Source organism: Rodentibacter sp. Ppn85, from assembly GCF_001999335.1.
In the GTDB taxonomy this organism is placed as follows: Bacteria; Pseudomonadota; Gammaproteobacteria; order Enterobacterales; family Pasteurellaceae; genus Rodentibacter.
In genome coordinates this window covers 1-20,435 of record NZ_MLHS01000003.1, presented here as the reverse complement: position 1 = coordinate 20,435, position 20,435 = coordinate 1, and the positions used below count along the sequence as shown (strand labels likewise).

Genomic DNA, 20,435 nt, shown 5'->3' with positions numbered 1-20,435 from the left:
TAATAAAAACGGCGGGCAAAAGCCCACATGATAAAGAATAGTAAAGGAAAAACGACTATGACAATCGAAATTCTTGTTCCTGATTTACCTGAATCTGTTGCAGACGCTACTGTAGCAACATGGCATAAAAAAGTAGGAGACACTGTAAAACGTGATGAAGTATTAGTTGAAATTGAAACGGATAAAGTCGTGTTAGAAGTGCCCGCACAATCCGATGGTATGATTACAGAAATTTTAGAAACCGAAGGAGCAACGGTGGTCAGTAAACAGCTACTCGGTAAACTTTCTAAAGTTCAAGCTGGTGATATTAGTACGATAAAGATCAATGAATCGAATGAGCCGACACCGGCAGATCGTCATCATTCAGTTGTTGAAAATAGTCAACACAATGCCGATGATCACGGACCTGCAATCAGACGTTTGCTGGCGGAACATGAGCTTGATGCCTCTCAAATTCAGGGTTCCGGTGTAGGAGGTCGATTAACCCGTGAGGATATCGAACGTGAAATTGCAAAACGGGATGCGCAAAAAGCAAAACAACAGGTGGCAACAGAGCAAAATACCATCAGTACCGTGGCTTACCAGTCTCGTTCTGAAAAACGCGTTCCAATGACACGTTTACGCAAACGCATTGCAGAGCGTTTACTTGAAGCAAAAAACAGTACTGCAATGCTCACTACATTTAATGAAGTGGATATGCAGCCGATAATGAAATTGCGTAAAACCTACGGTGAAAAATTTGAAAAACAGCATGATGTACGTTTAGGTTTTATGTCGTTCTATATTAAAGCTGTGGTAGAAGCATTGAAACGTTATCCGGAAGTAAATGCTTCCATTGATGGCGATGATATTGTTTACCATAATTACTTTGATATCAGTATCGCTGTTTCTACCCCTCGAGGTTTGGTTACGCCGGTGTTACGCAACTGCGATAAACTCAGTATGGCGGAAATTGAAAAACAAATTAAAGCACTTGCAGAAAAAGGTCGCGATGGCAAGTTAACGGTGGAAGATTTAACCGGTGGAAATTTCACTATCACTAATGGTGGGGTGTTTGGTTCATTAATGTCCACCCCGATTATTAACCCACCGCAAAGTGCGATTCTAGGCATGCATGCGATTAAAGAGAGACCGATCGCATTGAATGGGGAAGTTGTCATTCGTCCAATGATGTATCTGGCATTGTCTTATGATCACCGTTTAATTGACGGTAAAGAATCTGTTGGTTTCCTTGTCGCAGTTAAAGAATTATTGGAAGATCCGACAAGATTATTATTGGAAATTTAGAGTAAAAGTGCGATCAATTTTGATCGCATTTTTATTTTTCGACGAAAAGATGACTATTTTCACATATCCTAAATAACCAGAAAAAAAGCAGGTAAACCTTATGAATTTACACGAATATCAAGCAAAACAGCTTTTTAAAGAATATGATCTACCGGTGAGTGAAGGAATTATTTGTCATTCGGCGGATGATGCCGCCATGGCGCTTTTCCAACTTAACGGTGATCGTTGGATCGCAAAATGCCAAGTTCATGCCGGAGGTCGAGGAAAAGCCGGTGGTGTAAAACTGGTACATAATGCGGAAGAAGCCCGAGCTTTTGCCCATCAATGGCTGGGAAATCGTTTGGTAACTTTCCAAACCGATAAACAAGGCCAACCGGTAAATAGTATCTATATTGAGGAAACCTGTGATATTGCTCAAGAACTTTATCTTGGTGCAGTGATTGATCGTTCTTCACAACAAATTATCTTTATGGCATCTTCCGCCGGTGGAATGAATATTGAAGATGTCGCTCGCGAAACGCCTCATTTGATCCATAAAGTCGCCATTGATCCGTTATTTGGCGGTATGCCGTATCAAGGCAGAGAATTAGCATTTAAATTAGGTTTAAGCGGAGAACAAAATAAACAGTTTGCTCATGCATTTGTACAATTAGCGAAGTTATTTATAGAAAAAGATCTTTCGCTTTTAGAAGTTAATCCGCTAGTGGTGACAAAACAAGGTCTGTTACTGTGTTTGGATGCCAAAATGACGATTGACGATAATGCGTTGTTTCGCCATAAGGATTTACTGGCTTTCCAAGATTTAAGCCAAAGCGATTTACGAGAGGCCGAAGCGGAAAAACATCAACTCAATTATGTCGCCTTAGAAGGGGATATCGGTTGTATGGTAAACGGCGCGGGGCTTGCCATGGGAACGATGGATATGGTGAAACTTTATGGCGGAAATCCGGCAAATTTCCTTGATGTCGGAGGCGGAGCAACAAAAGAACGGGTTACCGAAGCCTTCAAAATTATTTTGACGGATAAGGGGGTAAAAGCCATTTTAGTCAATATCTTCGGAGGAATTGTTCGTTGTGATTTAATTGCCGAAGGGGTCATTGCCGCTATCAGAGAAGTCGGGATAAATGTTCCTGTTGTAGTGCGTTTAGAAGGCACGAATGTTGAGTTAGGGCGTAAAATCCTGTCAGACAGTGGGGTAAATCTTATTGTCGAAAATAGTTTAAAAGATGCCGCACAAGCTGTAGTAAAAGCGGCAAAAGGAGCGTAATTATGTCGATCTTAATTAATAAAGATACTAAAGTCATTTGCCAAGGTTTTACTGGTGCACAGGGTACGTTCCATTCCGAGCAAGCATTGGCTTATGGCACAAAAATGGTGGGTGGGGTATCCCCAAATAAGGGAGGAAGTACACATCTAGGATTGCCGGTTTTTAACACGGTAAGAGAAGCTGTGAATGCTACCGGTGCGACAGCAACAATGATTTATGTACCTGCGGCATTCTGTAAGGATGCAATCCTAGAGGCCATTGATGCAGGCATTCAATTAATTATTTGTATTACGGAAGGTATTCCAACCCTGGATATGCTTACGGTGAAACAAAAATTAAATGAAACCGGAGTGATTATGATTGGGCCTAATTGTCCGGGTATTATTACGCCGGATGAATGCAAAATCGGTATTATGCCGGGACATATTCATAAAAAAGGCAAAGTCGGCATTGTTTCCCGTTCCGGCACGTTAACTTATGAAGCCGTAAAACAAACTACTGATGAAGGTTTTGGGCAATCCACTTGTGTGGGAATTGGTGGCGACCCAATTCCGGGTTCGAATTTCATTGATATTTTAAAACGTTTCCAAGATGATCCTGAAACTGAAGCCATTGTAATGATTGGTGAAATAGGCGGTTCCGCCGAGGAAGAAGCTGCAGATTATATTAAAGCCCATGTCACCAAACCGATGGTTGGCTATATTGCCGGTGTTACCGCTCCGAAAGGCAAACGAATGGGGCATGCCGGGGCAATTATTAGTGGTGGTAAAGGCACTGCTGAGGATAAAATCGCTGCTCTTGAAGCAGCAGGGGTTAAAACAGTAAGAAGTTTAGCGGAGATTGGTTCGGCATTAAGAACATTATTAAAATAAAAACACATTTAGAAATGACCGCACTTTGCCAATGTATTCAAAGTGCGGTTTTTTTATAACAAGTTTTTATAACGTCATGATTAAAAGGTGTATAATCTCAAACTTATTTTAAGGAAAAAATTATGAGCCAATTTTTTTATATTCATCCTGACAATCCACAAGCACGTTTAATCAACCAAGCGGTAGAGATTTTGCGTAAAGGCGGCGTGATTGTGTACCCTACAGATTCCGGTTATGCATTAGGTTGTATGCTTGGAGATAAACATGCGATGGATCGTATTATTGCGATTCGCAAATTGCCGGAAGGGCATAATTTCACCTTGGTGTGTCGTGATTTATCCGAGCTTTCTAATTATGCAACCGTGAGTAATGTTGCTTATCGTTTAATTAAAAATAATACGCCGGGACGTTATACTTTTATCCTGACGGCAACTAAAGAACTGCCGCGCCGTTTGATGACATCAAAACGTAAAACCATTGGTTTACGGGTGCCGGATAATCAGATTGCCTTAGATTTATTAGCGACATTAGGCGAGCCAATTCTTTCCTGCTCACTTATGTTACCGGGGGAAGAGCATATAATACAATCCGATCCGGAAGAAATTCGGGAACGTCTGGAACATCAAGTGGAGTTAATTATTCATGGAGGGTATTTAGGGCAGGCGCCGACAACGGTGGTGGATTTAACAGAAGATACACCGGTTATTTTACGTGAAGGAAGCGGTTCTAGCGAACCATTTATTTAATTTAAGACGCTTGTGAAAGCGACAAAGGAAATAAGATGAAAATCAATCAATCCAACAAAAATATCAAAAAACAGAGTGAAAACCGACCGCACTTTGAGCACAAAAAGAAGCAAAGTTCAGTACATTCTGAGCATAAATCCCTAACGAAACGCCAAACATCCTCATCATCTAACACAAAAATTGAGGGGGAAAAATTACAGAAAGTTCTAGCACGTGCAGGGCAAGGATCACGTCGTGAAATTGAAGCGATGATTGCTGAAAATCGTGTGAGTGTGGATGGAAAAATAGCGACGCTTGGTGATCGAATCGATGTCCGTTCCAGCGTGAAAGTACGTATCGACGGTCGTATTATTAATCTTCAACAGGCACAAAAAGAAATGTGTCGTGTATTGATGTATTACAAACCGGAAGGTGAACTTTGTACCCGTAGCGATCCGGAAGGACGTGCAACAGTATTTGATCGTTTGCCGCGCTTAAATGGCGCGCGTTGGATTGCGGTGGGGCGTTTGGATATTAACACCTCCGGTCTATTATTATTTACCACAGACGGCGAACTGGCAAATCGGCTCATGCATCCTAGTCGAGAGGTAGAACGTGAATATTCTGTCCGTGTATTCGGGCAAGTGGATGATGTAATGTTGGCCCGTTTACGCAAAGGTGTTCAGCTTGAAGACGGCCCGGCAAATTTCAAAGAAATTAAATTTATCGGTGGTGTGGGAATAAACCAGTGGTATGACGTCACTTTGATGGAAGGACGCAATCGTGAAGTACGCCGTTTATGGGAATCTCAAGGTATTCAAGTCAGTCGCTTGATTCGTATTCGTTATGGAAATATTAAATTAATGAAAGGCTTACCTCGGGGTGGATGGGAAGAAATGGATCTTGAGAAAGTGAACTATCTGCGTGAATTAGTGGGATTACCGCCGGAAACGGAAAGTAAACTTGATGTCACAAAACCCCGTCGTCGGCCTAAATCCGGACAAATTCGTAAAGCGGTGAAACGTTACTCTGAATTAGGAAAACGCTATAAAAAATAGGTATCTGCGATGAAAATGCAACAACTTCGCTATATTGTGGAAATAGTGAATCAAAATTTGAATGTTACGGAAGCGGCAAATGCGCTTTATACCTCACAACCGGGTATCAGCAAACAAGTACGTTTGTTGGAAGACGAATTAGGTTTAGAAATTTTTGAACGTAATGGCAAACATATTAAATCCGTTACACCGGCAGGGAAAAAAATCGTTGCTATTGCACGGGAATTATTAGTGAAAGCGGAAAGCATTAAATCTGTCGCATGTGAATATACCCGCCCGGATCACGGTGTGCTACGCATTGCTACTACGAATACCCAAGCACGTTATATGTTACCTTCGGTGATTGAATGCTTTTCTAAACAATATCCCGATGTAAGTTTACATATTCATCAAGGTTCACCAACACAAATTCATGATGCTTTAGTATCGGGGGAAGTAGATTTGGCGATCACAACAGAAGCCCCATATCTCTTTGATGATCTTATTCAATTACCTTGTTATTTGTGGAATCGTTCTGCGATTGTGAAAAAAGATCACCCATTGGCACAAGTCAAAAGTTTGACGATTGAAGAATTGGGGCAATATCCGCTAGTGACTTATACTTTTGGTTTTACAGGTGTATCCGACTTAGATTACGCCTTTAATGCTGCCGGTATTCTTCCGAACATCGTATTTACCGCTACTGATGCGGATGTCATTAAAACCTATGTACGTTTAGGACTTGGTGTGGGGATTATGGCAAGTATGGCGCATACCGAGCTTGATAATGATCTTGTTGCGATCGATGCAAGCCATTTATTCCCTTCCAGTATGACTCAAATAGCTTTTAAACACAGCACTTTCTTACGTAATTATATGTATGATTTTATCGAATATTTTTCACCTCATCTCACACGTTCGGTAGTAGAAAAAGCAGAGCGATTACGTGATAACAATGCCATGAAAAAATTGTTTGATAACGTGGAGTTGGAAGTGAAGTAGTAACATTTGGAATAATAAGAGCGGTTGAAATTCAGAGAGAATATCAACCGCTCTTTAAGTTAAAATAAATCTTGATATTTCACTAATTCTTCACGACTAATAGTAAATACTCCTAGCCCTCCATTTTTGAGTTCAACCCATTTAAATGGCACATCAGGATATTGTTCAATAAGACTTACCATACTATTTCCCACTTCACAAACCAATACGCCGTTTTCCGTTAAATAATCGGATGCTTGTTTTAGAATTTGTTTGGTAATATCCAAGCCATCCGTACCGGAACCTAAAGCAAGTTCGGGTTCAAAATGAAACTCCTCCGGCATATCGGCAAGATCTTCTTCGTCTACATAAGGTGGATTCGTCACAATAAGATCGTATTTTTGACCAAGAATATTCTCAAATAAATTTGATTGAATAGGGAATACACGGTGTTCCAATTGGTGACGGGCAATATTGATTTCCGCTACGTTTAAAGCATCGAAGGATAAATCCACCGCATCGACTTCCGCCTCCGGGAAAGCATGGGCACAGGCAATCGCAATGCAACCGCTGCCGGTACAAAGATCAAGAATATGTTGTGGTGTTTGTTTCGTTAAACCTTCAAAGCGATCCTGAATAAGTGCGCTAATTGGTGAACGAGGAATAATTGTGCGTTCATCTACATAAAATTCATAGCCACAAAACCATGCACTGTTTGTTAGGTAAGCAACCGGTACACGTTGTTCTATACGGGTTAAAACCAGTTGGACGAGGCTTTCTTTTTCTGAGGGCGTTAAACGGCTGTGGAATAATTCGGTCGGTAGATCAATAGGCAATTGTAATCCGGCAAGCACCAGTTGAAGGCTTTCATCCCAAGCATTATCATAACCTTGACCATAGTAAATATCGGAACGGTTAAAAATGCTATAGGTCCAACGAAGAAAATCTTGAATGGTATGAAGTTCATGGGCAACATTATCTTCTAAAATTGTTGCCACTAATTCCTGATTATATGTGGTTTCCATCATATTTCCTTTGTGAAAAAATTTGCGTAGTTATATCACATAAGGCGGTTTATAACTATGATATGATACGTAAAATTTGAAATGAGTGAGAAAAATGAAAGAGGAATTTGAGTTATTTCGTGCTGAAACGAAAGGCATTGAACCAATTAAACAAGATACTTTTGTGGCCCCACGTCAAAAGAGCGGTCAAAAAAAGTCTTATTTACGTGATATTCGTGAAAAAGAGGATACTTTATTTTATTTTTCCGATGAATATGAACCGTTGCTCAATGAGAATGATGGGATTGTAAAATATCTTCGTGAAGGTGAGGATTCTCATTTATTAAAACAATTGCGCCGAGGGGATTTTTCTCCCGAACTCTTCTTAGATTTGCACGGTTTAACTCGTGAACAGGCAAAAATGGAACTTGCCGCTTTATTACTTGCTTGTGAAAATGAGCATGTAGATTGTGCCAGTATTATGACCGGTTACGGGACTTTCACTTTGAAAAAACAAATTCCCTGTTGGCTTGTTCAACATCCCAAAGTACGCGCATTACATCAGGCTCCAAGAGAATGGGGCGGTGAAGCGGCAATTTTGATTTTAGTTGATATATAAGCAATATTGGTTTTGCCGTGCACTTATCATCATTCTATTACAATTTCATTTTGATAAAGTGAAAGGAGTTTAAATGAAAAAGACAGTTTATACATTGGGAACGATATTATTTACCCTATCAGCATTAAATGTGACAATTGCCAAAGAAGTAAACGTAAAATTTCTAGGTACTTCTGATGTACATGGCAGGATAGTACCTTGAAATTATGGTGCTGATGTAGAGGATCGTTCAGGCTCTTATGCACAGCTTAACACTTATATTGATACAGAAACGTCGTATTTGTTGATGTGGGGGATGCGATTCAAGATAATCAGATTGAAGTATTTGCGAAAAAAACGGAGGGTTATAAAGATAATCCGGTACCAAAAGTGTTAAATGAAATGAATTACGATATTTTCGTATTAGGTAATCATGAATTTAACTTCGGTATGACTGCACTTGATGAGATTTTAAAAGACATAAAAGCGAAAAAACTCACTGCAAACTTCTATTATCGTGATGGAAAACGTTATGTTGAACCAACTATTATTATCGAAAAAGATGGAGTGAAATTAGGGATTGTAGGATTAACAACGCCGATGTCTGAAAAGTTTGAAGAAGATACCGGTCATTTAAAGAATATGAAATTCACTTCACCAAGTGAAGAAGCAAAGGTACAAGTCGCAAACTTAAAAGCAAAAGGTGTGTATGCAATTATCGCTGTAGTACATATGGGAATCGATAACGAAAATAATATCCCGGATACCGGAGTACGTGATTTAATTAATGCGGTGGACGGTATTGAAGTAGTGATTGCCGGTCATATGCATAAAAATATCCCAAGTGAAACGATCAAAAATACACTTATTACGGAACCTCATCGCTATGGTACAGTCATTTCTGAAGTCGATCTTACTTTTGATATCAATGATAAGAATCAAGTTACACTAATAAAAAAAGAATCGAAAACTGTTCCTATGAAGGAGCTTAATGCGGATGAGAGAATCGTTGAAATTTATAAACCTTACCATGATGAGCTTCGCCGTTTAAATAACGTTGTAATCGGCCAAGCTAAAAATGAAATGGTTCCACCTGGCATTAAACACGGTGTTGCTTATTCTTTCTTGCAAGATACCGGTTTATCCTCATTTATACATGATGTCGAACGCCATTATAGTAATGCGGATGTTGTGTCTTTTTCTTTTGATCATCGAAAAGCACGTATGGATAAAGGAGATATTAAGAAAAAGGATATTGTTTTTAATTACCGTTATGCAGGCGGAGATGTGACTGTATATGAAATGACCGGTAAACAATTAAAACAATATATGGAATGGTCTGAAGATTATTTTGATACCATTCAGTCGGGTGATACTGAATATCGGTATAATGTAGAGCGTCAAAAATCTAAATATGTTACTTATGATCTATTTGGAGGCGTAAAATATAAGATTAACTTACGTAATCCAAGCGGTCGTAAAATCGTAGATTTAACTCTTGTTGATGGAAAATTAATCACCGACGATATGAAATTGAAAGTGGGGATGAATTCTTACCGTTTGGGGCAATTAGTCCGTAAAGGTGGTATTTCTGAGGGCCAGACAATCCCGGTTCTTTGGGAGTCCAAAGTGGCAATGGGACAAGAAAAAGGAACCATTCAAAATATGATGATTGACTATATTGTTAATGTGAAAAAAGGAAAAATTGAAGGGATTTCACACAATAACTGGGAAATTATTGGCTTGGAATAAACATACCATATTATTTTCCCCTCTTTATGTAATGGAGGGGGATTTTTACAAAATTTAAATTTCTAAACATAGCCCTAAACTAGCCAAAAACTCAATAAACGCTCGTACTTTTGCCGGTAAATGTCGGCGGTTTGGATAAACAATATAAATTTCCAATTCTTGTTGTTTGTACTCCGGTAAAATTTCCACTAACTCTCCGGTTTCAAAGGAATCGCCTAGAATAAAACGGGGTAAATTGACAATACCAAGCCCTGATTTCGCCATATCTAATAGGGCTAAGCCGTTATTGCTCACAACTTTTGATTTGATTTTAAAGCGTTGTATTTGATTTGGTCGCACGCCTTGCCAATTCACTTGATTTAATGTGGTTTTATAGAGTAACCCTTCATGGTGTTCGAGGTCATCCGGTGTTTGGGGAATGCCATATCGCTCAAGATAACGGGGAGAAGCGGCAAAGTGAATGGTGGATGTACTAATTTTACGTGCAACTAAAGAACTATCTTGCATATAGCCAATGCGTAAAGCAAGGTCGTAGCCTTCAGCAAGCAGATCTATTTTTTTATCATTAAATTCTACTTCAATATGTAAATTAGGATGTGCCGCAATAAACATAGGTAAATTAGGGGAGATAAATAATAAGCCAAAATCACGCGGAACCGAGATAAGAAGATTGCCCTGCAGACTTGTTGTCATATTGCTAATACTGGCATCGGCTTCATCCAAATCAAGTAAAATTCCTTGACAACGTTGGTAATACATCATACCGGCTTCAGTTGGCATAATTTTTCTTGTGGTACGTTGTAACAAACGGGTTTTTAGATGTTCTTCCAGTTGAGAAACCAATTTACTTGCCATCGCTACAGAAATATTTTGTTGTAATGCTGCTTGAGTAAAACTTTGCGTTTCAACAACCTTACAAAAAATGGAAATCGCATTGAGTTTGTCCATTTATGTTCCTTTTTTCAAAAAATACTTGATTTTGATTACGTAACTTTGCACTATACCGCCAATTTTACAAAATTCTAGTCAATTAGGTAATCAAATGAGTAAATCTTTGGTGATTGTAGAGTCACCGGCAAAAGCAAAAACCATTAATAAATATTTAGGCAGCCAATATGTGGTGAAATCCAGTGTGGGACATATTCGGGATTTGCCGACAGTGGGAACAAGTTCGGGCGAGAAAACTAAGCCAATTTCGACCAAAGGAATGAGTGCGGAAGAAAAAGCAAAAATTAAAGCAGAAAAAGAGCGGAGTGCTTTGGTTAAACGTATGGGGATTGATCCTTATCACGATTGGAAAGCCAATTACCAAATTCTTCCGGGAAAAGAAAAAGTAGTAGCGGAATTAAAATCTCTGGCAAAGAAAACGGATCATATCTATCTTGCCACCGATTTAGATAGAGAAGGAGAGGCTATTGCATGGCATTTACGAGAAGTGATTGGCGGTGATGACGACCGTTTTAGCCGTGTCGTATTTAATGAAATCACTAAAAATGCAATTAAACAAGCTTTTGAAAAACCTGAACAATTGAATATGGATCGGGTGAATGCTCAACAAACACGCCGTTTCTTAGACCGTGTGGTGGGCTTTATGGTATCGCCGCTACTTTGGAAAAAAGTTGCACGAGGTTTATCAGCAGGGCGTGTGCAATCTGTTGCAGTAAAATTATTGGTAGAACGTGAGCGGGAAATTAAAGCATTCCAACCGGAAGAATACTGGGAAGTTGCTGTTCTCACTCAAACTTTAGGTAAAGAAAATATTAGGTTGGATGTTACCGATTATAAAGGAAAGAAATTTGATCCCAAGAATCAGAAGGATGCTCAAAGTGCGGTCGATTTTCTGAAAGTTTCTGATTACGTTGTCACAGATTTAGAAACCAAACCGACCAGTTCTCGTCCGCGCGCACCTTTCATTACCTCCACTTTACAGCAAACAGCAAGCACTCGCTTGAGTTTTGGTGTTAAGAAAACCATGATGTTAGCGCAACGTCTTTACGAGGCGGGTTATATCACTTATATGCGTACGGACTCAACAAATTTGAGTCAGGACGCACTCAATATGGCACGCAGCCATATTGAAAAGCACTTTGGTTTACAATATTTGCCGACAAAACCCAATTTCTATTCGAGCAAAGAAAATGCACAGGAAGCCCATGAAGCGATTCGCCCTTCCGATATAGCCATTTTGCCGGAACATTTGGAAGGAATGGAAAAAGATGCTGTTCGTCTTTACGATTTAATTTGGCGTCAATTTTTAGCATGTCAAATGCCACCCGCACAATATGATAGTAGTACGCTTACCGTTACTGCGGGCGACTATACCTTGAAAGCTAAGGGAAGAATTTTACGTTTTGATGGTTGGACAAAAGTACTGCCGCAACAGGGGAAAAATCCTGAAGATCAAGAATTGCCTTCCGTTACCATTTCAGAGAAATTAACCCTAAAAGAAGTGCTACCAAGCCAACATTTTACTAAACCTCCGGCGCGTTTTACTGAGGCAGCGTTAGTAAAAGAGTTGGAAAAACGTGGGATAGGCCGCCCTTCTACTTATGCTACAATTATTTCGACTATTCAAGAGCGCGGGTATGTGAGAACGGAAAATCGTCGTTTTTATGCAGAAAAAATGGGAGAAATAGTTACTGATCGCTTAAATGAATCTTTTGGTGATTTAATGAACTATGATTTCACGGCAAATATGGAAAACGTGCTTGATCAAATCGCTTCCGGTTCTACGAATTGGAAAACAGAATTAAATCAATTTTTTAAAGATTTTTCCAATCAATTATCAAAAGCGGAATTAGATGAGTTAGAAGGCGGTATGCGCCCGAATAGCTTGGTTGAAACAGAGATTAAATGCCCGACATGCGGTAGAAATATGGCAATTCGTACGGCAAGTACAGGTGTATTTTTGGGGTGTACCGGTTACGCTTTACCGCCTAAAGAACGCTGCAAAACAACGATTAACTTAATTCCTGAGTCCGAATTGTTGAATGTATTGGATGAATCTTCCGAAACAAAAGCCTTAATGGAACGCAAACGTTGCCCGAAATGTGATACTGCGATGGATAGCTATATTATTGATGCAGAAAGAAAAATTCATATTTGCGGCAATAATCCAAATTGTGACGGCTATTTGATTGAAGAAGGTTCTTTTAAAATAAAAGGGTATGAAGGACCTGTTATCGAATGTGACAAATGTGGTGCGGATATGCACTTGAAATTAGGCCGTTTCGGTAAATATATGGCTTGTACAAAATGTGATAATACTCGAAAAATCTTGAAAAATGGAGAAGTTGCCCCACCAAAAGAAGAACCGGTACATTTTCCTGAACTGAAATGTGAAAAATCCGATGCTTATTTTGTACTACGTGATGGTGCAAGTGGCGTATTTATGTCTGCCCATAATTTTCCTAAATCACGTGAAACACGTCCGGCAAAAGTAGCTGAATTGGCATTATATCGTGAGCGTCTACCGGAAAAATTGGCTTATCTTGCAGATGCGCCGCTAAAAGATCCGGAGGGTAATGAAGCTATCATTCGTTTTAGCCGTAAAGAGAAAAAGCAATACGTAACTTCTGAAAAAGATGGTAAAGCAACAAAATGGATTGTTGACTTTATTGATGGAAAATGGGTTGAACGGAGAAAATAGAAAGTAAAAAGTGCGGTTAATTTTAACCGCACTTTTGTTTTTAGTGATGATGTTCCGGTTTTATCGGAAGCTTATCCAAACCTTTTCCAACAGGAAGAATTAAGGTTGAGTAACTTGCCGATTGTTGGCAAATATTTTGATCGGTGAATGGGGTTTTATGAACAACTTTAATTTTCCAAATACCATCAATTAACGGGATAATATTGACTCGCCCTTGATTATCGGTTTTTCCTGAAAAACCTTGAGGTTCGCGATGGCTTGTTGCCGCCTCTAAATCTTTTACTATGACCGTATCTGCCGTTGCAATCACGGTTTCCCCCGCTAATGGCATTTCATTATAGAAAATTTGAACGGGGAAGGCTTCGCCTGATTTTATTTTACTTGGATCTTTTAACGGGACAATTTCAAGAGGTAACCCTATACGAGTCATCGCCATTTCAGCGTTTAAAGGATTTTTTCCTACGGTGACTAGACTTTTACCGAACATTTGGGTTTGTTCACAGTAAGTTGCATTTGGCGTCCCTTGCATATTATCCATTTTCCAACCTTCAGCATTTTGCGACCAAAAAGTCGGTTTGTAGGTTGCCGTAACCCAATAAGAGCCTGTTTTTAAAGGTTTTTCAGATTGATACTGATAATTTTCACCTTTTTGTATCAAGGTTTGATGCTCACCATCCTGGTTAATAATTTCCATTGGCGCAAAAATATGTAAACGGGCTTCGGGGATTTTTTCAACGTAAGGGTAGTCCCCATAAGCAAGTTCAGCTTTTAAAGTACCCTCTGCTTTTAATTGTTGCGGTGCGGATACCCAAACTTCGTGAGCCTGTACACTGCCGATAAGAAGGGTTAATCCTAAGATTAGATTTTTTTTCATTATTTTTCTCCTTTAAATGAAAATCATTCTCTAAAAATGAGGGTGGAATATAGAAGAAAAATAAAGGGTGATCGAATAATTTTTTTTAAATTTGTGAAATAGATCACAAAAAAGTGCGGTCATTTAAAAAATTATTTTATAGCCACACTTTTTTGTAATTAAGTTTCTTTTTATTTAGTAGGTTTAATTGCAAGTAAATTGCAATTTAATTTGCTGATAACATGTTCTGCGGTATTACCAAGTAACGCAGCGGATAAACCGGTGCGGCCGACAGTACCGAGAATTACAAGTTCGGCTTCAATTTTTTGTGCCACTTCAGGAATTACATCCTCAGGAAAACCTTCACATACATGAGTATGATCTTCATCGATACCGAATTTTTGGCGTAATGCTTTCATATTAATTAAATGCTGTCCACGAATGCCATTTTCATAGCCTTGGGTATTAAATTCGGGTAAATCAATTGCCATATTAATCGGTGTGATAGGATAGGCTGCAACAAGGTGAACGTTACCACGGTTTAGTCTCTCAGCAAGAGAAATGCCGGTTGATACCAACTCTTGATTAAACTCATCTTGATAGTCTTGTTCACCGGACACATTTACAGCAATAAGAATTCGGCGTTGATGTTTCCAATCACCATCACGAACCATAAGAACGGGAATGGGACATTTACGGAGTAGTTGCCAATCTACTGGAGTAAAGATAAGAGAAGTTAAACTTTCTTCATCTTTAGTATATTTAACAACCAAATCATATTGATTTTTTTCAACTTCTTCACGAATACCTTCTGCTTCATTACTATTCCAAACAATGTGAGAATCAAATTCAATTTGCGGATCAGCATATTTATCCAGATAAAATTGAACGGCTTGACGGTGTTGTTCTATGGCTGTCTTGTGCATTTCTTCACGTTCTTCAGAAGATAACAAGGCTGTCATTTCATAGGATAAATCATAAACGGTTAATAATGTTGTAATTTTGATTTTTTCAATACTTTCTTGTTCTTTTACAAGACGAACTGCACGAGCAAGGGCATATTGTTTTTCATTATCTGGATTAAGAACAACTAAGATATTTTTAAATTTCATAACTACCTCCTTGGATTACTTCTCATAGCATAAAAAAGAATTTGTAATATGACAAGAAAAGAACCTTAAAAAACTGATCTGGTGCAAATAAAGAGCGTGAAAATCACGCCCAACTTTTATTCAGCCATTGTAATTTTTGTCTTATTTATCCCGGAAAGATTAATTAACTCATTGATATTATTTATAATAATGTATTTTCCTTGTACAGAAAGTACACCTAGTTTTTGAAATCTACCTAAGAGACGGCTGATTGTTTCAACAGTTAAACCAAGGTAGTTACCAATATCACCGCGAGTCATAGTTAAACGAAATTCTTTTGCCGAAAAACCACGGGCAGAGTAGCGTTTAGAAAGGTTATGGATGAATGCGGCAAGACGCTCTTCCGCATTCATTTTAGAAAGTAGTAAAATCATTTCTTGATCTCTTTTGATTTCACTACTCATTAAACGAATTATCTGATGACGAAGTTTAGGCATTTTTCCTGAAAGCTCGTCTAAAATATCGAAAGGTATTTCACATACCATAGAGGTTTCTAAGGCTTGTGCAAAACTAGGATGCTTCATATTTGTGATCGCATCAAAACCCACTACGTCGCCAGGCAAATGAAAAGAGGTGATTTGTTCTTCACCTGTTTCACTAACCGTATAGCTTTTAATTGTGCCGGAACGGATTGCATAAATGGAATTCAACTTATCACCTGCTTTAAATAATATTTGCGATTTTTGAATAGGTTTTTTTCGTTCAATAATATTGTCTAATTGATCAAGTTCGTGTTCATTTAATGTGAAAGGAATACAAAGTTGGCTAATACTGCAATCCTGGCAATGAATAGCTCCACTTACTGATTGAGTACGGCATCCTGCCTTAGTTTCTGAAACGAAATTTCTCATTTAACCCTCAGATTTTTTTCTAATAATAGTGTAAAATTGATCTAGCTCAAAGATTTTAACACTAAATAGGGATTTTCAGAAGATGGCAGCAGAAAAATTAACAAAGAAAAGGTTGATTCAAATTTTAGTAATATTATGTGTTCTGGGAAGCGCATTTATTTGGCGATATTTTTTATCTTAAAAAAAATTGTAATAACGCTAAACGAAGTTTGCTTAATTTTAAATCAAATAAATTAAAAAATTGAGTTTTTACTTGCGAGTGTATTTTATATGCGTATAATCTCCCCCGTACTTAAGCCTGGGTGGCGAAATTGGTAGACGCAGCGGATTCAAAATCCGCCGGTGAATAACCGTGTCGGTTCGAGTCCGACCCTAGGCACCAAACAAAATTTCAAACATAGAAAGCCGCTTTTACAGCGGCTTTTTTGTTTGCTTTTTTCACCTTATTTTCAGCAGTGATTTCTGATGTGTTACGAAAGTTAAAGGGCTCCCGGTATTTTGGGTAAAAAAACCGGATACTTTTGCAATCCGGTTTTTCTGTGTTGAGGTTAATTGAATTTTTCACGCAATTTTTTCGTGACATCTACCATAACTTTCAATTGTTCCAAAGTTTCTTTCCAGCCTCGGGTTTTAAGACCGCAGTCCGGGTTAACCCATAGACGTTCTTTCGGTACAACGGCAAGAGCTTTGTGTAATAAATGTTCTATTTCTTCAGCGGTTGGTACCCGTGGACTGTGAATGTCATACACGCCCGGACCGATGTCGTTCGGATATTTAAAATCACTGAAAGCCGTGAGTAATTCCATATCGGAACGTGAAGTTTCAATGGTGATAACATCGGCGTCTAAAGCAGCAATTGCCGGTAAAATGTCGTTAAACTCAGAATAACACATATGAGTGTGTATTTGAGTATCGTCTTGGCAACCCATTGAACTTAAACGGAAGGCCTCACCGGCCCATTGTAAATAGCAGTCCCAATCGGCACGCTTGAGCGGTAAGCCTTCGCGAATTGCCGGTTCGTCAATCTGAATGACTTTAATGCCGGCTTTTTCTAAATCCAATACTTCATCGGAAAGCGCCACTGCGATTTGTTTGCATACCGTTGAACGTGGAATATCATTACGTACAAACGACCATTGTAAAATAGTAACAGGGCCGGTAAGCATACCTTTCATCACTTTTTGGGTGAGACTTTGAGCATATTGAGACCAACGCACGGTCATTGGTTCAGGGCGAGCCACATCACCATAAATCACCGGCGGTTTAACACAGCGAGAGCCATAACTTTGTACCCAACCGAATTTGGTGAAAGCAAAGCCATCTAACAATTCGCCAAAATATTCCACCATATCGTTACGTTCCGCTTCCCCGTGAACCAACACATCAAGATCCAATTTTTCTTGTTCACGCACGACCAATTCAATTTCTTTTTTCATTGCCGCTTCGTAATCCGCCAAACTTAACTCACCTTTTTTAAAGGCGGCACGCGCTAAGCGGATTTCCTTAGTTTGTGGAAAAGATCCTATCGTGGTTGTTGGGAGTAATGGCAGATTTAACCAGGCATTTTGTAATTTAATTCGTTCGGCAAAAGGTGATTTACGTTGATCCGCACCTTTTGGCAGATTTGCCAAACGATCAGCCACTTCTGGGCGATGAATATCTTTTGAGGTAGCTCGGCTATCAGCCGCTGCTTGGTTGGCATCAAGTTCTGCTTGTACAGCGCTTCTACCTTGCTCAAGTGCGGTCTTAATAATGCTTAATTCTTGAATTTTTTGCAACGTGAAAGCAAGCCAGTTGTAAAGCTCGGGTTTATTTGCCTGTAATTGGGTTTCCACCGTTAAATTGTAAGGCGTATGGAGTAGAGAACAGCTAGGCGCAATCCATAAACGCTCGTTCAATTTTGCTTTTAGCGGTTCGACAACATCCAATACTTGATTTAAATTCGCACGCCAAATGTTACGGCCGTCAATAATACCTACGGATAATATTTTATCGTAATCAGCGAAAGCGGAAAGTTGCTCGGGCGCACGCACTAAATCAATGTGTAATCCGGCAATCGGTAGAGATTTTAATAAATCTGCGTGTTCTGCCACAGAACCGAAATAAGTCGCAAGCAAGAGTTTTGTGTTAACTTGCGCACTTAATGTAGCATATACTTCCTTATAGGCGGCAACCCATTCGCGGGGTAAATCTAAAACCAGTGCCGGCTCATCAATTTGAATATATTCCACACCTTCCGTCGCTAGTGCATTTAGAATTTCCACATAAACAGGGAGAAGTTTCGGAAGCAAATCAAAACGATTAAATGCCACACCTTTTTCTTTCCCCAGCCATAAGAAGGTTAATGGCCCGACAATAGTCGGTTTAGCATTTAATCCAAGTGCGTTGGCTTCACGAATTTGTTGTACATAATGGGAAGAATTGGCTTTAAATTGAGTGTCAGCATGGAATTCCGGCACAAGATAGTGATAGTTGGTATCAAACCATTTAGTCATTTCGATAGCAAATTGGTCTTTGTTACCGCGTGCCAGTTGGAAATACTGATCGAGAGTCAAATTTTGGCTATCAAATTCGAAACGGGCGGGAATCGCACCTGTTGCAACTTGTAAGTCCAGAATGTGATCGTAGAAAGTAAAATCTGCCACTGCTACATAATCCGCCTTTGCCTCAGCTTGGTGTTTCCAGTTAATTTCTCTGAGTTTCTTAGCAATATCCAATAAATCTTGTTCGGAAATTTCACCGCGCCAGTAACGCTCTTGGGCGAATTTTAATTCACGTTTTGCTCCGACACGTGGAAAGCCGGATAGATGAAATGTTGTCATAATAACTCCCTTATAAATAATGATATTGTGTTGTTCACTGTTGAGGAGTATAGGATGAGTTTTTTTCAATTATTATGCAAACTCATTATTTTCAATAAATTTATGAATTATTTTAATAACTGTGCCTAATAACAAAAACGGAAGGTAACAAAGTGGGGAAGTGCTTAAAAAGCCGGATATAAAAAGCTATTGATTAAGGTATACTTAATACTATTTAAATACAATGAAAAACGAATTTTAATGTTTTATAAATAGGTATTATGATGAATAACTCAGTTTGGATCTCAACCGCCTATATTCAATCTTCGGAACAAATGGAAACCTTTGTTGCTTTACTGGCATTTGCCGAAAATCAGTCGGATTTTGAACGTAAAATAAATGTTTTTTTACAAAAACATCACATAATCCATCATCCGCATCTTGCACCGATTCCCCTCACATTATTTTTTCAACGTCATGGGCGACTAGGCTTGCTTCATTATGCGCAGCAATTATCGGCAAATGAAGTGAAAGTCATTGAAATTGAGAAAATGATCGACGCAATACCACCGGAAAAAACGGATTATTTGCTTCGCCATAAAATTTATGGTGTCGTTCCGCTTGATCCGATGCAAATGAATTGTCATCCGGAAAAAATTGCACCGGATGAAATTTTAAAATTACTTTGGCAAAACGAACCGATTCAACCTAATTTATTTGAACAATCTGCAGATGATTTCATTGAACCGGTATTTAAGAAACCTGCAATCGATCCTTTGCAACAGGAAAAAGATAAACTGTTATTTGGTGAACCGATGCCACCGTTAAAAACCTATATTATTCTTGATGCCAATAAAGTAAAACATTTTAGACCGGAGCGTTTACCAAATAACGCAAGAAATTTATTTCAAGGTGAATTTGGGGAGACGACTAAAAAAATAGGCCCGTATTTGATTGAAATTTTTCCGGAATTGCAACGAAACGATAATGTCGCCGGTTTCTTTACCAGAAAACACGAAATTTTTACCCAATATAATTGGGACGATGAACAGGGTATTTTTGTTCATTCCCGTTATGATTTTGAAACGGTATATCAGCATTTACGCCATTTTGCTATGCAACAGGATGATAACGGAAAATGGTTTTTCTTCCGTTTTTATGATCCTAGGGTGCTACGTGATTATTTAGAAACCATCGCCGTAATTCCCGCTAAATTAAGCAAATTTTTTGGCGATACCAAACGCATAATCCATGCCTTTGGCTCAGGGTTTGATGATTCGTTCTATTACTATCAATTAAAAACCTTACCTGAAAATACCGTTCCGTCGCCAATAAAACTGACAAAATATGAATTTGACGGATTAAAAAGACAGAAATGGTTAAGGAAAAGAAAAAATATTTTTACCGAAATCATTACCGATAATGACTTCCTTTGGGAGCGGGATCCAAACTTTCCTCATAAAACTATTTTCACTTATCTTGATGAAAGTTTTGAGAAAAATTATCCTACGGGAAAAAGTGTCAGTTTGTATGTTGTGGCTAAAATTTCTGCAACGATGATTGCTCAACTGAATCAATTCGAACAACTGGAACACCAATTGGAACAA

At 38.8% G+C, this 20,435-nt stretch carries 16 protein-coding genes, 1 tRNA gene and 1 pseudogene; 12 read left to right on the top strand and 6 right to left on the bottom strand.

From position 1 onward, the window contains the following. The first annotated feature begins 57 nt into the window (after positions 1–57). The 6 genes from odhB to cysB all read left to right on the top strand — a co-directional run bounded on the left by odhB (position 58) and on the right by cysB (position 6,190). Positions 58–1,287 (top strand): 2-oxoglutarate dehydrogenase complex dihydrolipoyllysine-residue succinyltransferase, encoded by a 1,230-nt coding sequence (odhB, locus tag BKL51_RS00650; RefSeq protein WP_077464840.1) that lies wholly within the window; start codon positions 58–60, stop codon positions 1,285–1,287. A gap of 100 nt (positions 1,288–1,387) precedes the next feature. Then, entirely contained in the window at positions 1,388–2,554 is a 1,167-nt protein-coding gene (gene sucC, locus BKL51_RS00645; protein WP_077464839.1) for an ADP-forming succinate--CoA ligase subunit beta, read from the top strand. Between the two features lie 2 nt (positions 2,555–2,556). Continuing rightward, on the top strand, positions 2,557–3,426 hold the full coding sequence (gene sucD, locus BKL51_RS00640) for a succinate--CoA ligase subunit alpha (protein WP_077464838.1): 870 nt from the start codon (positions 2,557–2,559) through the stop codon (positions 3,424–3,426). Between the two features lie 122 nt (positions 3,427–3,548). Continuing rightward, positions 3,549–4,172, top strand: coding sequence for an L-threonylcarbamoyladenylate synthase (locus BKL51_RS00635; RefSeq protein WP_077464837.1), 624 nt, complete (start codon positions 3,549–3,551; stop codon positions 4,170–4,172). A gap of 35 nt (positions 4,173–4,207) precedes the next feature. After that, entirely contained in the window at positions 4,208–5,209 is a 1,002-nt protein-coding gene (gene rluB, locus BKL51_RS00630; protein ID WP_077464836.1) for a 23S rRNA pseudouridine(2605) synthase RluB, read from the top strand. A 9-nt stretch (positions 5,210–5,218) separates the two neighbouring features. Then, positions 5,219–6,190, top strand: coding sequence for an HTH-type transcriptional regulator CysB (gene cysB, locus BKL51_RS00625; RefSeq protein ID WP_077464835.1), 972 nt, complete (start codon positions 5,219–5,221; stop codon positions 6,188–6,190). A gap of 59 nt (positions 6,191–6,249) precedes the next feature. Here cysB and prmB read toward each other — a convergent pair whose 3' ends face one another. Further along, entirely contained in the window at positions 6,250–7,194 is a 945-nt protein-coding gene (prmB, locus tag BKL51_RS00620) for a 50S ribosomal protein L3 N(5)-glutamine methyltransferase (RefSeq protein WP_077464834.1), read from the bottom strand. A 94-nt stretch (positions 7,195–7,288) separates the two neighbouring features. Between prmB and smrB the strand changes: the two genes are divergently transcribed. The 3 genes and pseudogenes from smrB to BKL51_RS00610 all read left to right on the top strand — a co-directional run bounded on the left by smrB (position 7,289) and on the right by BKL51_RS00610 (position 9,523). Continuing rightward, positions 7,289–7,792: an endonuclease SmrB gene (smrB, locus tag BKL51_RS00615; RefSeq protein ID WP_077464833.1), complete on the top strand. Its 504-nt coding sequence runs from the start codon at positions 7,289–7,291 to the stop codon at positions 7,790–7,792. A gap of 73 nt (positions 7,793–7,865) precedes the next feature. Beyond that, positions 7,866–7,994, top strand: a complete 129-nt coding sequence (locus BKL51_RS12305; RefSeq protein ID WP_369801898.1) for a hypothetical protein — start codon at positions 7,866–7,868, stop codon at positions 7,992–7,994. Positions 7,995–8,051: 57 nt separating this feature from the next. Further along, positions 8,052–9,523, top strand: a pseudogene (locus tag BKL51_RS00610) (bifunctional UDP-sugar hydrolase/5'-nucleotidase). Between the two features lie 54 nt (positions 9,524–9,577). On the opposite strand, the gene BKL51_RS00605 reads toward BKL51_RS00610, so the two are convergent. Further along, positions 9,578–10,471, bottom strand: a complete 894-nt coding sequence (locus tag BKL51_RS00605; protein WP_077464832.1) for a LysR family transcriptional regulator — start codon at positions 10,469–10,471, stop codon at positions 9,578–9,580. Between the two features lie 94 nt (positions 10,472–10,565). On the opposite strand from BKL51_RS00605, the gene topA reads away from it, so the two are divergent. After that, on the top strand, positions 10,566–13,172 hold the full coding sequence (topA, locus tag BKL51_RS00600; protein ID WP_077464831.1) for a type I DNA topoisomerase: 2,607 nt from the start codon (positions 10,566–10,568) through the stop codon (positions 13,170–13,172). A gap of 40 nt (positions 13,173–13,212) precedes the next feature. On the opposite strand, the gene BKL51_RS00595 is transcribed toward topA, so the two are convergent. The 3 genes from BKL51_RS00595 to BKL51_RS00585 form a co-directional block, all read right to left on the bottom strand. Further along, positions 13,213–14,046 (bottom strand): DUF4198 domain-containing protein, encoded by an 834-nt coding sequence (locus BKL51_RS00595; protein WP_077464830.1) that lies wholly within the window; start codon positions 14,044–14,046, stop codon positions 13,213–13,215. 170 nt (positions 14,047–14,216) lie between these two features. Beyond that, a complete protein-coding gene (gene uspE / locus BKL51_RS00590; RefSeq protein WP_077464829.1) occupies positions 14,217–15,137 on the bottom strand; it encodes a universal stress protein UspE in 921 nt (306 codons plus the stop codon). Between the two features lie 116 nt (positions 15,138–15,253). Continuing rightward, positions 15,254–16,027 (bottom strand): FNR family transcription factor, encoded by a 774-nt coding sequence (locus BKL51_RS00585; protein ID WP_077464828.1) that lies wholly within the window; start codon positions 16,025–16,027, stop codon positions 15,254–15,256. A gap of 296 nt (positions 16,028–16,323) precedes the next feature. Between BKL51_RS00585 and BKL51_RS00580 the strand changes: the two genes are divergently transcribed. After that, positions 16,324–16,409 (top strand) — tRNA-Leu (locus BKL51_RS00580). Between the two features lie 166 nt (positions 16,410–16,575). On the opposite strand, the gene metE is transcribed toward BKL51_RS00580, so the two are convergent. Further along, positions 16,576–18,849: a 5-methyltetrahydropteroyltriglutamate--homocysteine S-methyltransferase gene (metE, locus tag BKL51_RS00570; protein ID WP_077464826.1), complete on the bottom strand. Its 2,274-nt coding sequence runs from the start codon at positions 18,847–18,849 to the stop codon at positions 16,576–16,578. Positions 18,850–19,112: 263 nt separating this feature from the next. Here metE and BKL51_RS00565 point away from each other — a divergent pair. Continuing rightward, a partial coding sequence (locus tag BKL51_RS00565) for a DUF4123 domain-containing protein (protein ID WP_077464825.1) occupies positions 19,113–20,435 on the top strand: 1,323 nt, incomplete at its 3' end.

Excerpts from the sequence above, each read along its gene's own strand:
- BKL51_RS12305 (WP_369801898.1), top strand. The coding sequence starts at position 7,866 with ATGAAAAAGACAGTTTATACATTGGGAACGATATTATTTACCCTATCA.
- BKL51_RS00585 (WP_077464828.1), bottom strand. The coding sequence starts at position 16,027 with ATGAGAAATTTCGTTTCAGAAACTAAGGCAGGATGCCGTACTCAATCA.
- smrB (WP_077464833.1), top strand. The coding sequence starts at position 7,289 with ATGAAAGAGGAATTTGAGTTATTTCGTGCTGAAACGAAAGGCATTGAA.
- cysB (WP_077464835.1), top strand. The coding sequence starts at position 5,219 with ATGAAAATGCAACAACTTCGCTATATTGTGGAAATAGTGAATCAAAAT.
- BKL51_RS00635 (WP_077464837.1), top strand. The coding sequence starts at position 3,549 with ATGAGCCAATTTTTTTATATTCATCCTGACAATCCACAAGCACGTTTA.
- odhB (WP_077464840.1), top strand. The coding sequence starts at position 58 with ATGACAATCGAAATTCTTGTTCCTGATTTACCTGAATCTGTTGCAGAC.
- sucC (WP_077464839.1), top strand. The coding sequence starts at position 1,388 with ATGAATTTACACGAATATCAAGCAAAACAGCTTTTTAAAGAATATGAT.
- BKL51_RS00605 (WP_077464832.1), bottom strand. The coding sequence starts at position 10,471 with ATGGACAAACTCAATGCGATTTCCATTTTTTGTAAGGTTGTTGAAACG.
- prmB (WP_077464834.1), bottom strand. The coding sequence starts at position 7,194 with ATGGAAACCACATATAATCAGGAATTAGTGGCAACAATTTTAGAAGAT.
- topA (WP_077464831.1), top strand. The coding sequence starts at position 10,566 with ATGAGTAAATCTTTGGTGATTGTAGAGTCACCGGCAAAAGCAAAAACC.
- rluB (WP_077464836.1), top strand. The coding sequence starts at position 4,208 with ATGAAAATCAATCAATCCAACAAAAATATCAAAAAACAGAGTGAAAAC.
- BKL51_RS00595 (WP_077464830.1), bottom strand. The coding sequence starts at position 14,046 with ATGAAAAAAAATCTAATCTTAGGATTAACCCTTCTTATCGGCAGTGTA.
- sucD (WP_077464838.1), top strand. The coding sequence starts at position 2,557 with ATGTCGATCTTAATTAATAAAGATACTAAAGTCATTTGCCAAGGTTTT.
- uspE (WP_077464829.1), bottom strand. The coding sequence starts at position 15,137 with ATGAAATTTAAAAATATCTTAGTTGTTCTTAATCCAGATAATGAAAAA.
- metE (WP_077464826.1), bottom strand. The coding sequence starts at position 18,849 with ATGACAACATTTCATCTATCCGGCTTTCCACGTGTCGGAGCAAAACGT.